This window comes from Actinosynnema sp. CS-041913, from assembly GCF_050942485.1.
Lineage (GTDB): Bacteria > Actinomycetota > Actinomycetes > Mycobacteriales > Pseudonocardiaceae > Actinosynnema.
Genome location: NZ_CP192037.1, coordinates 2,131,907 through 2,146,514 on the forward strand (window position 1 = coordinate 2,131,907; position 14,608 = coordinate 2,146,514).

A 14,608-nucleotide genomic window follows, 5' to 3' on the forward strand; every position below is an offset into this window, starting at 1 on the left:
CCTTCAGCCGGAGAACACCGAATACATGAAATTGACCATGATCGAGGCCAGCCCGACGACCGCGCCGAGGAACACCCCGCCCACCACACCGCCGATCCCGACCCCGCGCGCGTGCTGGAACCCCAACCGCGGCCCGACCACGGCGATCCCGATCCCGATCACCACCGCCGCGAGCCCACCCACCAGGACGTACATCGCGATCGAGTTGACCAACGACTCCATCGCCTCCAACCCCGGAGCGTTGCGGCCGTCCTCGATGTCGATCGGTGCCACCGGCCCGCCCTGCTGGACACGCCCCACCGTCGACCAGAACCCGTCGTTCATTGCCAACACCTCACAACTGTTGTGCGGACAGAAGAAACGCGGTCGCGGCGACCCGTTCGGCCCCGAGCCCGCTGCGCACCACCGGCGCGGTCGAGTCGACGAGCGCCCTGTCGAACGGCATCCGCAGCACCGCCGCGACGGCACGCCCGGCGGCCGACTCGGCGACGGCGGCGGCACGCGGCCACCGACCCGGCCGGTGCTGCACCGCGACGATCACACTCCGCCCGGTCAAGTCCCGGCGCGCGTCACCGGCCAACAGTTCGACCAGCCGCCCGCAGCGGCGCACCTCGCCGGCATCCGCCCGGCACACCACCACCAGCACGTCGGCCACCACGGCACACACCCGCGCCACCGGACCCGTGTCGGCCGGGCAGTCCACCACGACCATCCGGCTCACCGCGCGCAGCGCCTCGACCGCGTCCAGGACCTCCGCCGGACCGACCGGCTCCCACGGCCGCGCCGCCGAGACACCGCCCACCCGCGTCACCCAGCCACGCGACCCGGTCCCCGCCCCGAAGAACTCGGCGTGCCGCGCCCTATGGACAAATCCGCTGAGCACCGGAATCCGATCCTGCTTTGCTGGCACCCGACGAAGCCCGGTCCAGTCCAACGCGCCACCCGCCGGGCCCGGAATCCTGCACACGGCACCCGGCCAGACCGCGCCCGACGCGTCGACCACGACCACCGGGCCCGGCTGGTACGACGCCGCCGCCACGGCGAGCTGGGCGGCCACCGTCGACCGTCCCGAACCGGCCGCACCCACCACCGCCACCACCCGCCCGGCGACCGGCGCCCGACGCAACACCTCGTCCACCGCCGTCCGCCGGCCGCGCGTCAACCGTTCGACAGCCGAGGCCGGACCACGGGGGATCACGACGGGAGCGGCCTCCGCCGGTCGCGGGGCACGACGCACCGGGAGCACGGCGGAGGTGGGAAACGGCACCGGCCGCCCGCCCCACGACCCGCCGCTCACCAGTGGTACCCGATCCGGTCGGGCAGCCACGACGGACGAGGCTGCGCGGCAGCCTCCGGAGCCACACCACCGGGCGGCGTGAGGCTCCCCAGCCGCGCCACCCTGGCACGCAGATCCGTCGAGGACACCTCCGACCGGCCCGACGCCCGCAGCCGCCACGGAAGACCATTCCCCGCCCGCGACGACAGCCGCGCACTGACGCCGTCCAACCCCGCCGCCAGCTCCCGGGAATCCCGGTCGGACAGACGCGACGCGGCGTAGACAGGTCCCTCGTACGAGAACGGAAGACCTGCATCGCGCGCGGCCACCGCGGTACGCAGCTCGTGCGCGTGATCCGCGACCCGGTCGCACAACGCCATCGCGTACTGCTTCTGCCGCACGGTCACCGCCGAGAACGCCTCGACCGACCCGGACAGATCGACCAGTCGACCGTCCACCATGGACAAGGTCATCTCCTCCACCAGCCGATCGGCGTGCACGGACCCGCGCAACACGAAATGCCGGTCGACCCCCGCCGCGTACGCGACCGGATCCGCGGCCGGGGTGGCGTCCGGAGACGCCGCTTCCACCCACTGGCCGTCGAACCCCACGAACCCCTCGTTCTCCAGACCGGTCACCGACCTCACCCCGTCTCTTCGACGCCTTCCGTTTGACGTGATCGCTGTGCGGCTTCGTCACCCGACCTCCGTGCGCGGCTGCGTGGACCGACGTGGCGTCCTCCCACCGTCGAACCGGCCACGGTTGCGGGTCGATGCTGCGAGTTGGAACGCGTGGCCCAGACGCTGACGACGAAAGCCGGCCCGGCACGCCCGGAACCCGCCGACACCGCCCGACTGGAAGCCCTCACCGCGAGGGCCGAAGCCGCCGCCGCAGCCCTGCAAGCCCGGATCTCGCCGATGCCGCTCGCCGAAGGGCTCGAAGGCCGGATCGACACCCTCCACCGGGCGGAGGCCACTGGATTCGTGGCGGTCTACTGGGCGGCGGCCTCCACCAGCGGGCGTCCGAACCTCGACTTCCGGGTCCACTTCACCCCACTGTTCTGACAGCGGCTTCTGCACGGCGGCACCCACCCCTTCCATGACACGCCGTCAGCTACCCGCTGGGATGGGCCGTGCCGCGACGCCACGGAAGTCGCCGCCGAGCCGCACCGACGACACCTTCACCACATCACCCGACGCCGGCGCCTCGACCATCCGATGCACCCCGTCGAACACACCGAGGTACATGGCCACGTGATGAGTCCCCCAGAACAGCAGATCCCCCGGCCGTGCCTGCGCGAACGCCACCACCGACGTCGCGCCGGTCAACTGCGCGTCCGACGGCCTGGTGAGCCGCACCCCCGCCTGCGCGTAGGCGTACAACGTCAGGCCACTGCAATCGAACCCCACCTTGGCGAAATCACCATGCGCGTCCGCGACACCGTGATCCCTGACCCCCTGAGTCGGACCGTGCTCATCGCCGCCACCCCACGCGTACGGCGTGCCCAGCCACGCCAACGCCGCACCGATCGCCTGCGCGATCCGCGGCGAGGCAGCGACCACCGTCCCGACGACCCTCGCCTCCAGCGGAAGCTCCACGGTATTTCCCCTGACACGCACCGGAACCGGCCCCGGGACCGACTGTTCCTCGCACGCCGTCGCGCGGTCGAACATCGTGGCGGTGACAGCCTCGGCCCAACGCTGGTGCTTGGCGTACTCGACGGCTCCTGCGCCGCTGGCCTGCACCACCTGTGCCAGCTCGTGATTCGATCGCGGATCGACCGCGTAGCGCGGCACCCGCGTGAGCAGCACCGAGAAGAAGCCTTTCGCCGCTGCCGCCGGGTCGGTCCGGTCATACCCGGCGTAGGCGTGATCCGGGCCTGGGGCGATCTGCTGGAACGCACCGACCGCCCGACCGACAACGACCTCGGCCCGCAAGGTGCTCTCCTGCATCGCGGTCTGCAACGCGACGGTCGCGCCGCGCCGCTCGACGCCCATTCCCCTGGCTGTAGCCACAATCGCGGTCACAACGGCCGCCTGGGACGCCGACAGGCGCACGCTGGTTGTGCTTCCGGCAGCCTCGTCGGAGGCGGCCACGACACAGGACAGCGGCCCGGGGACTGCATCCGCTGTCCAATACACCACAAGCATTCCACCGACCATCACGGTCAAGAGCAGGGCGACGACGACCATCGAGAAGAGTTTCATCAGCCCGCTCGCAACCGGATCTTGAAGCGATACGGGAACGGGCCGGAGACCCAGAACAGATCAGCTTCACCGGCAGGCGCGATCCCGGAAGCCGCGCCAACAAGACCCGGTACCTCGGCGCGGATACGGGCGATACTCGCCACCGCGGTGACCCGGCCACCGGAGAGCTCGACGCGGACCACCCAGTCCGACCCCGACACCAACGCCCACACCTGCGGACGCCCGTCAACGTGCACACACGCAAGCCCGCCCAACCGTTGCGCCGCCGCCCAATGGCCGGTGATCCTCACCGAACCGACCTCGACGAAGCGTTCCGGATGCCGCAACACCAACCGGTTCGCCCCGTCGCTGTGGACCAGGACCTCCCCGGTGTGGCACAACCCCCAACCCTCACCGACGAACCCGACCCGTCGCGTCTCCTGCAACGTCACCGGATCACGCAGAACCGCCACGCCACCATCGAAGACCAACTGCCACAGACCCGCCGGAACCAACGCCAACCCACCGGCACGCATCCCACCGGGCAGACCGACCTGGTGAACCACCCGGCCACTGTCAGGACGGACCACCCTCACCGCACTGCCCGACGCCGTGTCGACGGCCTCGACCAACACCCCGCCAGCCGCGGCCAACCCACGACCGGCCGCACCATCCGAACCCACCTTGGCGACGACCCGCGCCGAGACGACGAGCACACCGCCCGCCCCGACGGTCGAGGACAACGGGCCCACACTCGGTGGCACCGCCGCCTGGTACGTCGACGAAACCCGAGGTGCAGGCGAACACGCCGCTAGCCCGAGGCAGATCACCACCACCCGAACCGCACGCCGTCCGATCGCCGGAGCCTTCATCCCGCACCGCCCCACTCGATGTAACCGATGAGAGACGACAATGACTCCACAAACGGACGATGCAGTCGATCGCCAGCCCGATTACTGGATTTCCCGATCTGCGGAAGCAGGCAGCAATGGGGTGCGTCAGCTTTCCGTAGTGCGGACAGATGGTTTCCGTGTCCTGGTAAAAATGGGCGACCCGGCATTATCGGGTTAGGGTCACTGTTGTTGCCGAACTACCTCATCGATCCGTCGAATGTCATCTCGCCTCGGTGTCCTGAACCGACGCAGGGAGGGTGTATGAGAGACACCGACCGGCCCCCAAGAAACTCCCCGAATACCTCCCACAGTGCTGCCGGACCGCCTGCGGTGCGCCTCGTAGCCGGGTATCGCGACGCAGCTGCCCGACGCCCGACTCAAGGCAGGTGCCGCCCATCACTTCACCCGCTCCCGTCACCGCGGCTCGCCGTGAGACGGCCCGACCCACCGGAGGAACCCATGCGCACCTACAACGGGGAAGTTCCGAGGTTCGACCCCGACGCGATGATCCACCACCGCCGACGAGCCAGGATCACCCAAGTCGAACTCGGTCGCCGCCTCTGCGTACACGACAACCAGATCTACCGCTGGGAGAAGGGCATCACCCCCATTGCCGCCGACGACCTCCGCCGAGTGGCCAGGGAACTGCGAGTCGTCCCAGCACAACTACAACGCCCACTCGACAGCCCACCGACACTGACCGACCTGAGGAGCCTGCTCGCCATCACACCCACAGAACTCGCGCGCCGACTCGCCGTCAAACCCCAACGACTAGCCCACTGGGAACGAGGACACCTCGGCCCAGAACACGGACCACTGCTCGCCGCCCTACTCGGCATCGGCGAAGCCTCCGTCCGCGACTACGAACACACCGGCCAACTACCCGTACCCCTCGCTCACCGCCTGGCCCGCGCACTCCGCACCACCCCCGAGATGGTCTCCGCAGCCTTCCTCGCATCCGGCCGCGCCGCACCTCCGCACGCCCAGGCCGCCTGAACCGCGTATTCCTCATTCCACTCATTCGAATACACCCACCCTCTTGTCCGACCCGGCAATCAATCCTGACACTGAGACGGCGACCGGCGCCCGGACGAGCTTTCGAAGGAGTCGAGGACATGCCAAGCCACCCCCACAACGGCAACAACCCAGACCCACGAACGCCCATCCGACTACTCGGCCCAGCCGCCTGGCCCCGCCGACACGTCATGCAGCCGAGAGTTCCCACCAACCACTTGGATCAACACCAGGACGGCCACGACGCCCCGGCACGCGGCGACTACCTCGACCGCCTCCTCCAGGTACTGGAATCCGTCGCCAAAGCCCGACAGCCACTCAGCCTCTCCGAAATATGCCGGGAACTGTCCCTACCGATGACCACCGTCCACAGGCTGTTGGTGGCACTGTGGAAAACGGGAGTCCTGCAACGAGACAACAGGCGGCGATACCTCCTAGGCGGACGCCTCGTCGCCCTGGTCACCGAACCGGACGACTCCGGCAACGACGCGTCATGAAGACCGGTCCCACCCGACCCTGGAGAGCCCGATCACGCCCGGCACCTCCTCCTCGAACTCGACGATCCGAACACCGAGTCGACACGGCTCGATCGGTGAACCGCGCGGCCAGTGGTAGCGGGGGCTAGAGAGTCCGGGCACCAGGGCGGCTCCGTGCTCGACTGGTCGTCAGGGTGCCCACGGGGCCGTGCCCCGGAGCGACACAACGTCGCGGCCAAGACAAGCTGGGGACCACCCAGTGCGTGGCTTGGTGATGGTGTTTCCGGTCGTGTGCGAGAGAACCCGATCGTGTCCGCCGCCCCGAGGGCGCCGACCACGACCGGGTTCTGGGGTCTAGCGGTGCGGCTGCCTCGGTAGTCGATATTCCGAGGAAGCCGACATCGACGCCACCGGCTGAACCGGCACTACCGCCGTTTACATGCCCAACATGGACGCACCGAGCCGTCCTTGCACCGACAGATAATGGGCGGGATCGGGATGAAGGTCGGTGCCGCTTCGCTCGCATGACATGACCGATGTGTGGTCGAGGGCGAATAGGGAGTCTCACTCGCCTGGGCGACAGAGCCGGTACCCACCAGCAGTCCACTTGCCAGGACCGCCATACCGAGCACGGTACCCGCTGCGCGTTTACCGCAGCTCTTCACGCCATTGGTGATCACTATGCTTCTCCTTGATGATCGATACATCGCCTATAGTGCCCGACCCTGGTGGTGTCCGGGCAGCCGGTCACACGCCGGTCGCATCTTCCAGCACGAAGAACGTTCCCAGCGGTCATCGCTACAGGCCGTCGTCACCACCGATACAGCTGCGTCGACAGTCGACGACGACTTCGTGATCTACGAATTCCTCATGTGAGTCCGCCGAGGCGAGCGTGCTGAAGATGCGGTCATGCGCAGCAGCAGGGTGCCCGCCATACGGCGATGGCATCGCAGGCCCCTCGGAGAACACCCTAACCGGTGACAATCACCCACCCTGCAGTCGGCTGCTACGCGCGCGGTGGGGGAACCAATGCCGCACCCGATACCGCGACACGACGAACGTACTCCTGACCACCGCCGCGTCAGTAGGAGACAATCCTGAGTTCCGAAGTCCGCCGGAGCGCGAGAGGCTAATCTGCCCACGACCAAGGCGCTACCAATCCTCCGATGATCCAAGCTATCCGCTGTCTGCTGGGACCACCCCCGCTCGCGCGGAGAACTAGCGGGAGCCCGCGTCAGTTCCGCCTGTTCACGGGCTACCCCCGCTCACGGGGAAGACGATCCGAAGTTCACGCAGGCAGACCTCGACCACGGACCATCCGCGTTCGCGCGGGGAAGACGGGGGGACGATGTCGAGGTTCGGCGCTCGCGCGGGGAAGTCCAGGTGCAGGCGGAGTTCATGGAGGCTGTGGGGGGACCACCCCGCTCTTGAGGGGAAGACCGACGCCAAGGGGCGCGCGAGCGTCTCGGCGGCGGACACCCCCGCTCGCGCCGGGAAGACGAGCAGGCACGGAAGTTGGACGAGTGCCACCGGGGACCACCCCCGCTCGCGCGGGGAAGACCGTAGGCGGCCCAGTCACCGGAGCTGGCCTGCTGGGACCACCCCCGCTCGCGCGGGGAAGACTCCGGCATGGGTGGGGATTCCCACGTGAATGCGGGACCACCCCCGCTCGCGCGGGGAAGACACTTCTTGACCAGTGAGTTTACACCGCCATAGATCCGTTTTGATTCGATTCATCGTGGTGCCGTATTGGTGTTCGTCCGGTGGGCTTGCAACGGTGGGTGGGCCCGCACGGGGCTGCGTGGCCGTTTGATCCGTCTGTCGGAGGGCGGGCTGGTGGCACTGGGCGCGGGGTCAGTGTCGCGACCTTGTCATGGCCGTGCCCAGCACCCGCGACATGGTTGCCGACCACGAGGAGGGCGATCAGTTCCTCTCTGAGATCGACACCTATCTGCCGATGTTGGGGCGTACCAGCGGACGTACAGCCTGATACGCAGCGTGGACCGAGCGCGGCCGGTGACCTCTCCTGGGACAGGAGATGGGGCGCAGGCCGCGCTCGGTACGAGATGGACGTGCCGTTACACCTCGGGTTGGGTCAGTGAGCACATCACGCGGCCCTCCACGACCAGGAGCCTGGGGGGTGTCGTGACGTAGTAGGCGTTGGCGACCTGTTCTTGTGGCCAGTAGTACTTCGTGCCCCATGGTCCGACACAGGCGCCGTAGCGCTTGCCGTTGGCGATGTCGACGCGGATGAGGATGAACGAGTCCACGCAGTGGCTGTAGCGGGAGACTGCTCCGTTGTTGTGGTCCGGGTTGACGTGGACGAAGCCGCACCCGGAGGCAAGTCGGTCGTCATTGGCTGACGCCGACGGTGGTGCCACTGTCATGAGCGCCGCCGCGAGTGTGGCGACGATGACGCTGGACATCGTTGCAGGGCATAGGTTTCTGTGTTGCATGGTGACCGCCTCACGTTGGGACAAGGCTTGCGGTCACGAGCATCGGTCGGGGCGACGGTCGCCGGGAATGATGTCGAGGCTTCGAATGCTAAGGAATAGACGTCGTCGGGGACTGCTCGGTGTCCGGGATCGGGTCGAGGTAGGTGGCGCCGCCTGAGGCGGTCACGCGGTCGTGGATGCGGTGGTTGTGTTCGACCATGCCGGTGAGGGTGTCGGGGGAGTCGGCGGTTCGGAGTACGGAGAACAGGAACACGATCGGTGTGTCGGGCACCTTGAGCAGGGGTGTGGCGAGTCGCGTGCGGAGGATCGGGTAGACGAGGGCCAGGCCTGTGCTGCCCAGGCTTTGTCGATCCAGTTCGGACAGTGTCCGGGTGATGAGTTCTTCGGCGGTGTGATCGGCGAGGAGCGTGTTGCTCCACGGGTGTGGGTGTTGCCACGGTCCGAGGGTGCGGAGCAGGGCGACGTCGTCGGCCATGCGGTCGAGGAAGTCCCGGTAGCCGGTGTCGGTGACGGTGTCGCCGCCCGTGATGTGACCAAGGCCTTCCAGAAGGCGCGGGCTGTCCGGTATGGATGGTGGTGTGAAGTAGGTGGTGGCTTCGAGTTGGTAGGTCCACGTGCCGCTGTCGTCTGGCTTGACCTTGCCTTCGAGGTAGTCGACGCGGCGGTCGCTGGCCAGCCGGCGTTGGTCGGCGAGCAGGTCCGACAGGCGGTTGTACCGGAGGATGTGTCTGCGGGCGTGGGTGTGGGCCGGGATGAGGCGCAGGGTGGCCCGGACGATGACCCCGTGCCGGCCGCGGCCTGCCCGGACGGCGTCGAACAGTGCGGGTTCGACCGTCGGGGAGCAGGTGCGGTGGCTGCCGTCGGGGGTGACGACGTCCAGTTGCAGCACGTTGTCGGTGTGGGCGCCGTGGTGTCGACTGGTGCCGCCGAGTCCGCCGACGGACAGGGTGCCGCCCACCGACAGTTCGAGGTAGTCGGTCAGGACAGGGGGCGTGAGGCCGTGGGCCAGAGTCGCGGTCAGCACGTCGCTCCAGCGCGCTCCGGCTTCCACCGTGACGTGGTCCGCGGCGACGGGCCCCACTGTGTCGAAACCGCGCATGTCCAGGACCATCCCGTCGGGAGTCTGGGCCTGACCGCCGGTGGAGTGGCCTTCGGCACGAGGCACGACCGGGATCGCGTGTTGATGGGCGAAGCGCTGGATGGCGCAGACGTCGCGCAATGACCCCGGACGGGCGACCGCGAGCGGCCGGTGGCGGACCACGCGACCGAAGTCCTCGGCCGCCCACGCGAGGTCGGCGTCGTGCGTCGACAGCACTCCGTCCAGCGACGGCACCGGAATGTGGTCGGGCTGGGGTGGGCCGCTGAGGAAACGACGCTGCACGGGGTCGAAGCAGGTGATTCCGGAGGGCAACTCGTCTCCTCAGGGGTCTGCGCGTCCGGTCATCCGGCCCGCCGAGGCACCGGAACGGCCTTCCACTCCAACGTATCGAGTTCGGTGCGAATCGCGGCGGCCCGGACGTCGCCGAGCGCTTCGAACAGCAGCAGCGCCTCTGTCCACGCCCGGTGTGCACGTTCGCAGTCGCCCAGGTCCCGATGGCGGTGACCGAGCTTGCGCGGCAGTTCGGCCCGACTCCACCGATCGGCCACGGCCGAGCTGGCGGCCAACGCACGGTTGAGGTGGTCCAGCGACGCGACCTCGTCGCCCTGGTCGCGGTAGACGTCGGAGACCTTGTCCAACGCACAGCTCTCGGCTTGCCGGTCGCCACGCGCACGAAACACGGTGATCGCTTGCGCCAGCAGGTCCAGGGCATATCGGTGGTCGCCGAGCGCCCGATGGGCGTCGGCGAGATAGGCCGTGACGATGGCCCAAGACCACTCGTCCCCGAGTTCGGAGCACAACGTCCGCGCATGGTCGTACTTGTCGGCGGCCGGTTCGTAACCGCCTTGGGCTTGCAGGACCCGCCCGACCCCCAACAGACTCCACACCTGGCCGGCGCGGTCGCCGTCCTCGGTACGCAGCGCCGCCGCTTCGCCGAAGCAGTTGCCGGCCTCGACCAGACGGTGTTGTGCCAAGTGCGCGTTCCCCAGGTTGTTCAGGATCCAGCCCTGGGCGGCACGGTCGCCACATCGCCGTGCCTCGTCCAGGCAACGTTCCAACGGGCCGATCCAGACCCGCCAGGGGTGACGCCAGTACAGGTAGTCCGACAGCACCATCGGCAGACCGAGCGCGACGTCGTGAATACCGTGCAGAGCCGCATGTTGTGTCGCCGCGGCGAGGTTGGCCAGTTCGGTTTCGCACCACGCGACGGCCTCGTCGACCGTGGAAAACGACATGGGCTGCGGCATCGACAACATGACCAGGCCCTCGACGGCAACCTGCGGCCGGTTAGGGGACATGACCAGGTTCGCCGCAGCCGCTGTGCGCAGATACCAGTAGAGAAGCCGTCGAGACGCGCGCTCCGTATCGGCGTGCGACTCATCGGCGGCTGCGCGCTCGACTGCGTAGTCGAGCACCAGGTCGTGGAACCGGTACCGTCGACGACCCGCTTCGTGCAGGAGGTGGACGCCCGCGAGCATGTCCAACAGCCGACAAGTTTCGGAACGTTCGCAGCTAGCCAGGGCCGACGCGGCGTCGACGCCGAATTCGTGTCCAGGATGCAGGCTCAGCAGCCGGAACAGCCGCGCGGCAGCGGGCTCCAGCGCGCGGAACGACCACGACAACACCTGGCGCACCGCCTCGTCGGTGTCATAGGGCGACAGGGTGTCCAGCCGATGATCGGCAGAGGACAGATCCTCTGCCAAATCCGCGAGGGTCAGATGTCGGCTGGCCGCGACACGTTCAGCGGCGACACGGACCGCTAACGGCAAGCCGCCGCAGAACCTCGCGATCCGTTGCGCGGCCTCGCGCTCCGCGTCCACCCGCTCACACCCGACGACGTCGCGCAACAGGCGGACGGCGTCGTCCTGGCCGAACCTGTCGACCGTCAGACAGCGGGCCCCGTACTGCACGGCGAGTCCCGACAGGCGCCGCCTGCTCGTGACGATCACCAGACAACCGGGCGACGCCGGAATGAGCGAGCGGACCTGTTCGATACGTGCGGCGTTGTCGAACAGAAGAAGCGTCCGCGTGCCGTTCAGCACCGTGCGAAGCAACGCCGCGCGCCAGTCCAGCGTCGTGGGGATGTCCTGGGCCGGCACGCCCAGGGCCTTGAGCATGTCCTCCAACACCTCTCCGGGACCAACAGGATCACCATTCGCCGCATAACCATGCAGATCCACGAAAAGCGTGCCGTCGGGAAAGCGGCTCTTGATCCGGTGCGCCCACGCGACGGCGAGTGTCGTCTTACCCACACCCGCTTCACCGTCGAGCGCGACCACGTCAGCCGAAGGGTTGTCGCGTTTCGCGTCCAGCAACCGATCCAGCTCTTGGAGCACGGCGACACGGCCGACCAGGTGCGGCGACGGCGGCAACTGGGCAGGCTTCACCGTCACCCTGGAACTCGTTCCGACCGAACTGAGGAACAGCGCCACGAAGACGCCGTCGGTTCCGAACGCCACGTCACACGCTCGTGCGAAGCCCTCGGTAGGAGGCTTGTGACCATTCTCCACATTGGAATAGTGGCTCGGGCTGTACCCCATCCGGCGTGCCACCGAGCCCTGAGACTCCCGCCCCCGCTGCCTGCGCAACGCCTCCGCGAACGACCCGTGGTCCGCATGTGTTGCCGAACTGGTACTCGTAGTCTCTTCCACCCGACTTCACCGCCCCCTCGTCGTATCCCAGACGGCTCCGGTGGCGTCACGTTGGTCCCTTCCGGCAACACATCCGAGAATTTGATCATAGGTGGAATCGGCGGCGAAGTATCGATGTTGGCATATGATTCCCTGGTCGGGGGATGGTTCATTCTTTCGGTGTACGCACTCTTTTCGAGAGTTGACAATGCGTCAACTTGATGGAACAGGCCGAAGCCCGATGCCGTCCTGGCCCGCGCCGGTCTCACCGCCGACGTGGAGATCCTGTCCGCCACCGAGGCGCTGCTGGCGCGCCTCGGTGTGGATGCTCAAGATCGGCGATGACGGCGAGTCGGGGCTTGTGGTGGTGTCCGTGCCGATGAGCCGGGCTCGTCTCTCAGGTGATGCCGGCCGCTCACTCCCTGACGACCGAGCGGGTTGAGTTCCATCCATGCGGATACCACGACCCTGCACGGGCTCGGTTCGCGACGCGCGAACCGCAGCCGCATGGTCCACTTCCCCAGACCGATGCGTCGGTTGCCACCCCCTCCGAGGGGGTGTGGCCGGGCCCGGTGATAGAGGTCCATCACCACGACCACCCAAGGGCGTTCGCGCCGGACTCGGGAAGAGAACCGACCCGCTCGCCCACGCCGAGCCACACCACGGGCAGGTTGGCAGGAGGGATGCCGTCGCTCTCGGCGTCCACGGGGCTGCACACCACCCGCGCGAGGAAGTGTTCCATCGGAAATCCTGGCTGAGTGGCGACCCGTAGAAGCGTTGTCGGATCGTAGGCGGACAATGCTGCGATCGCGTCGCCGACGGTCACCAGCCGGGTGTTGGTCATCGCGGTCACCTCGCGTTTGGTTGGTGGTGGTTTTACTCCGAACCGGGCGGGCTATCAGGTGGTGACAACGGCGCGTTCAACGGCATGCGCGGCGCTGCGCGCCACGATGTTCGGTGTCGTCAACGACGACGCGCGCCATGTCGAAGAGTCGTTGCCCCGGTAGCTGGAGAGAACAGGGGAATGCCCTCGAGGATCCTCCACGCTCGTTCGCAGTCGGGGCAGGTCGGCCAGCACCAGTCGGGAACCCGTGGCAGCGGACGGTGTGGAACGGTCACCGCCACGCCGCACAGGGTCGCTCCCTCTTCATGTGCGGCCAACTCGTCGGGTATGGCGTGACGGGCACCGTCGTGCGGCAGCCACCGGAACGGCCGTATACCCATCACAGCCGCCGTATCCAGCAGGTTGTCGACGGAACTTCGGCACCCAGGGGCACGTCACTCCGCACCGGATACCGGCCGCGTGTCCCAGCCGGGTTGGAGAAGGTTCGGGGGAAGTCAAGGCGTAGCACGGCGTCTCCGGGAGGTAGCTGATAGTTCTCGTGAGTACAATCAAGCTAGCTCGGATTCACTCGCGATTGAAGTACCTCGATCGGGTGTTTGCTGCCGGTGGTCGTAACCTCGTCAAGGTCAGTTCCGGCTCGCACGCAGGAGGCAGCACACTGATGGCCAGCGGACCGATCCTCACAGCGGTGCACGCCATCGAACTGGGACAGCGCCTCCGCGCCCATCGCACCGCCTTGGGCCTGACGACCAATGCCGTCGGGAAGGCGACCGGGCTGGGCGGCAACAACGTGTCCACGATGGAGATCGCCAAACGACGGCTGACCTCGGCCGGCCTGACCCGGCTGGCCGAGCACTACGACCTGGCACCGAACGAGGTGGCCGAATTGGAGTCGCTGCGCACCCAGACCGAGCGCCACCAGTGGTGGAACGACTACGAGTCCATCTTCAGCGACGAGTTTGTCCGGTTCCTGGGCTTGGAGGCAGGGGCCGCGAGCATCCGGGAGTACGTCGCCGAGACGGTCCCCGGCCTGCTTCAGACGGCAGACTACGCACGAGCGATGATCAGAGGCGGAACGACGTACATCCGGCCGGTCGACGTCGGCCCTCGAGTCGAATCGCGACTCGCACGTCAAACTCGGCTCGAAGGCCCCGAGCCGGTCGACTACGCCGTCGTCCTGGGCCCCGCCGCGATCCGGATGGAGGTCGGTGGTCGCGCGGTTTTGCGCCGCCAACTGGAACACCTGGCCGAACTCGTCGAACGCGACGAAGAACGCCTGCGGATTCGAGTCATGCCCTTCAGCGCCGGGGCACACTCGATGATCGGCTCGGCCGTCTCGATCCTGAGTTTCGACTCACGTTGGGTGCCCGACCACGCATGGGTCGACTCGATCACCAGCACTGCGGGCCTCATCGACCGTCGCAGCACCCTTCTCGAACTCACGGCCAGCTTCAACGAGGTGCTTGAACAGGCGATGGACCGCGACGCGACCCTTGCCACTCTTCACAAGGTCCGCACGGAGATGGAGATCTGATGATCGACGACGTCCCCACCACAACGCACGGCTGCTGGTTCAAGTCCAGCTACTCCAACCCGAGCAACAACTGCGTCGAGATCATGCTCACCGAGAACGTAGTCCACGTCCGGGACACCAAGGCCCGCAATGACCGGCTACCCGTCCTCTTCCGGAGGGACACCTGGCGCACCTTCCTGGAGTCCATGGCCACCGATTGA

16 protein-coding genes are annotated in these 14,608 nt (G+C 67.6%); 6 read left to right on the forward strand and 10 right to left on the reverse strand.

The genetic code is table 11. The features are described from left to right. Positions 1-3 precede the first annotated feature (3 nt). Genes ACQPZF_RS10560 through ACQPZF_RS10570 form a run of 3 tightly spaced genes read right to left on the reverse strand, consistent with a single transcriptional unit; the run spans position 4 to position 1,914 of the window. Positions 4-324: a hypothetical protein gene (locus ACQPZF_RS10560; protein WP_433270704.1), complete on the reverse strand. Its 321-nt coding sequence runs from the start codon at positions 322-324 to the stop codon at positions 4-6. Between the two features lie 10 nt (positions 325-334). Then, positions 335-1,327, reverse strand: coding sequence for a hypothetical protein (locus tag ACQPZF_RS10565; protein WP_433270706.1), 993 nt, complete (start codon positions 1,325-1,327; stop codon positions 335-337). Next, positions 1,294-1,914, reverse strand: coding sequence for a hypothetical protein (locus tag ACQPZF_RS10570; protein WP_433270708.1), 621 nt, complete (start codon positions 1,912-1,914; stop codon positions 1,294-1,296). Before ACQPZF_RS10570 ends, ACQPZF_RS10565 begins: the two co-directional genes overlap by 34 nt. A gap of 153 nt (positions 1,915-2,067) precedes the next feature. Here ACQPZF_RS10570 and ACQPZF_RS10575 point away from each other — a divergent pair, with 153 nt between their 5' ends. Then, on the forward strand, positions 2,068-2,340 hold the full coding sequence (locus ACQPZF_RS10575) for a hypothetical protein (protein ID WP_433270710.1): 273 nt from the start codon (positions 2,068-2,070) through the stop codon (positions 2,338-2,340). Between the two features lie 45 nt (positions 2,341-2,385). On the opposite strand, the gene ACQPZF_RS10580 is transcribed toward ACQPZF_RS10575, so the two are convergent. Continuing rightward, positions 2,386-3,483, reverse strand: coding sequence for a C40 family peptidase (locus ACQPZF_RS10580; protein WP_433270712.1), 1,098 nt, complete (start codon positions 3,481-3,483; stop codon positions 2,386-2,388). Continuing rightward, positions 3,483-4,226, reverse strand: coding sequence for a glutaminyl-peptide cyclotransferase (locus tag ACQPZF_RS10585; protein ID WP_433270714.1), 744 nt, complete (start codon positions 4,224-4,226; stop codon positions 3,483-3,485). Before ACQPZF_RS10585 ends, ACQPZF_RS10580 begins: the two co-directional genes overlap by 1 nt. Positions 4,227-4,814: 588 nt before the next feature. On the opposite strand from ACQPZF_RS10585, the gene ACQPZF_RS10590 reads away from it, so the two are divergent. Together ACQPZF_RS10590 and ACQPZF_RS10595 are read left to right on the forward strand one after the other, a co-directional pair. After that, positions 4,815-5,351, forward strand: a complete 537-nt coding sequence (locus ACQPZF_RS10590) for a helix-turn-helix transcriptional regulator (protein ID WP_433270716.1) — start codon at positions 4,815-4,817, stop codon at positions 5,349-5,351. 209 nt (positions 5,352-5,560) lie between these two features. Continuing rightward, positions 5,561-5,866, forward strand: a complete 306-nt coding sequence (locus ACQPZF_RS10595; protein ID WP_433270718.1) for a helix-turn-helix domain-containing protein — start codon at positions 5,561-5,563, stop codon at positions 5,864-5,866. Between the two features lie 2,057 nt (positions 5,867-7,923). Here ACQPZF_RS10595 and ACQPZF_RS10600 read toward each other — a convergent pair. The 4 genes from ACQPZF_RS10600 to ACQPZF_RS10615 form a co-directional block, all read right to left on the reverse strand. Continuing rightward, positions 7,924-8,271, reverse strand: a complete 348-nt coding sequence (locus ACQPZF_RS10600; protein ID WP_433264882.1) for a DUF6355 family natural product biosynthesis protein — start codon at positions 8,269-8,271, stop codon at positions 7,924-7,926. Positions 8,272-8,389: 118 nt separating this feature from the next. Then, on the reverse strand, positions 8,390-9,712 hold the full coding sequence (locus ACQPZF_RS10605) for an FAD-binding protein (protein WP_433270720.1): 1,323 nt from the start codon (positions 9,710-9,712) through the stop codon (positions 8,390-8,392). Positions 9,713-9,741: 29 nt separating this feature from the next. Next, complete coding sequence (locus tag ACQPZF_RS10610) at positions 9,742-12,051, reverse strand: tetratricopeptide repeat protein (RefSeq protein ID WP_433270722.1); 2,310 nt, start codon at positions 12,049-12,051, stop codon at positions 9,742-9,744. A 565-nt stretch (positions 12,052-12,616) separates the two neighbouring features. Beyond that, complete coding sequence (locus ACQPZF_RS10615) at positions 12,617-12,874, reverse strand: hypothetical protein (protein ID WP_433270724.1); 258 nt, start codon at positions 12,872-12,874, stop codon at positions 12,617-12,619. On the opposite strand from ACQPZF_RS10615, the gene ACQPZF_RS10620 reads away from it, so the two are divergent. Beyond that, a complete protein-coding gene (locus tag ACQPZF_RS10620) occupies positions 12,864-13,037 on the forward strand; it encodes a hypothetical protein (RefSeq protein WP_433275004.1) in 174 nt (57 codons plus the stop codon). The two genes, ACQPZF_RS10615 and ACQPZF_RS10620, sit on opposite strands and share 11 nt — an antisense overlap. Here ACQPZF_RS10620 and ACQPZF_RS10625 read toward each other — a convergent pair. Then, the gene (locus tag ACQPZF_RS10625) at positions 12,994-13,254 is read right to left on the reverse strand and encodes a zinc finger protein (RefSeq protein WP_433270725.1); all 261 of its coding nucleotides are present in this window, start codon (positions 13,252-13,254) and stop codon (positions 12,994-12,996) included. The genes ACQPZF_RS10620 and ACQPZF_RS10625 overlap by 44 nt on opposite strands. Positions 13,255-13,448: 194 nt before the next feature. On the opposite strand from ACQPZF_RS10625, the gene ACQPZF_RS10630 reads away from it, so the two are divergent. Continuing rightward, positions 13,449-14,408 carry a helix-turn-helix domain-containing protein gene (locus ACQPZF_RS10630; RefSeq protein WP_433270727.1) on the forward strand — a complete coding sequence of 320 codons (960 nt, stop codon included), beginning with the start codon at positions 13,449-13,451 and terminating at the stop codon, positions 14,406-14,408. Next, on the forward strand, positions 14,408-14,608 hold the full coding sequence (locus tag ACQPZF_RS10635; RefSeq protein ID WP_433270729.1) for a DUF397 domain-containing protein: 201 nt from the start codon (positions 14,408-14,410) through the stop codon (positions 14,606-14,608). Before ACQPZF_RS10630 ends, ACQPZF_RS10635 begins: the two co-directional genes overlap by 1 nt.

What these genes read in the sequence shown, in the direction of transcription:
- ACQPZF_RS10560 (WP_433270704.1), bottom strand. Translation starts at nt 324, where the DNA reads ATGAACGACGGGTTCTGGTCGACGGTGGGGCGTGTCCAGCAGGGCGGG.
- ACQPZF_RS10580 (WP_433270712.1), bottom strand. Translation starts at nt 3,483, where the DNA reads ATGAAACTCTTCTCGATGGTCGTCGTCGCCCTGCTCTTGACCGTGATG.
- ACQPZF_RS10590 (WP_433270716.1), top strand. Translation starts at nt 4,815, where the DNA reads ATGCGCACCTACAACGGGGAAGTTCCGAGGTTCGACCCCGACGCGATG.
- ACQPZF_RS10595 (WP_433270718.1), top strand. Translation starts at nt 5,561, where the DNA reads ATGCAGCCGAGAGTTCCCACCAACCACTTGGATCAACACCAGGACGGC.
- ACQPZF_RS10600 (WP_433264882.1), bottom strand. Translation starts at nt 8,271, where the DNA reads ATGTCCAGCGTCATCGTCGCCACACTCGCGGCGGCGCTCATGACAGTG.
- ACQPZF_RS10615 (WP_433270724.1), bottom strand. Translation starts at nt 12,874, where the DNA reads ATGACCAACACCCGGCTGGTGACCGTCGGCGACGCGATCGCAGCATTG.
- ACQPZF_RS10625 (WP_433270725.1), bottom strand. Translation starts at nt 13,254, where the DNA reads ATGGGTATACGGCCGTTCCGGTGGCTGCCGCACGACGGTGCCCGTCAC.
- ACQPZF_RS10635 (WP_433270729.1), top strand. Translation starts at nt 14,408, where the DNA reads ATGATCGACGACGTCCCCACCACAACGCACGGCTGCTGGTTCAAGTCC.